The sequence below is a fragment of the Pseudomonas sp. SED1 genome (assembly GCF_034044025.1).
GTDB lineage: Bacteria > Pseudomonadota > Gammaproteobacteria > Pseudomonadales > Pseudomonadaceae > Aquipseudomonas.
The window spans coordinates 1-384 of the sequence record NZ_JAXCIS010000223.1; the positions used below are offsets into that span (position 1 = coordinate 1).

General features: G+C 48.4%; 1 protein-coding gene. It reads right to left on the bottom strand.

Translation table 11 applies throughout. The features are described from left to right. On the bottom strand, window positions 1–309 hold a 309-nt coding region (locus tag SNL23_RS27785; RefSeq protein WP_318304314.1), incomplete at its 3' end, for an Ig-like domain-containing protein. Window positions 310–384: the final 75 nt, after the last annotated feature.

Here is a 384-nt window from a genome sequence, read left to right on the forward strand (position 1 = left end):
TTCATTGATATTTAAACGCCAAACATTGGTCACCTCTACGGAATACGATAGTTCAGCCTCCATACTGTCAGTCACCCTGATAACAGCCGATCCATTTCTATTGCCCGTTACTTTCCCCGTAACAGAATCGACAGAAGCAACAAAACTGTCGCTTGATGAATATTGATAAGGCGGTGCTCCACCGCTGGCAGTCCGTGTTCTTGTGTTGTTTACAGAGTCCTCCCCTGTTCTTGGCCAATCAGGCACTTTCAGCGAAAAGCCATTCAAGTGCACTTGCGTTTGCTCGATGACCAATTCGGTCCCTGCCACTTGCACTTTCCGGCGCAGAGACTTCTGGGGTAATTCATTCGGCTTGGTGAGGACGTAGTACACCTCAGTGAGGTA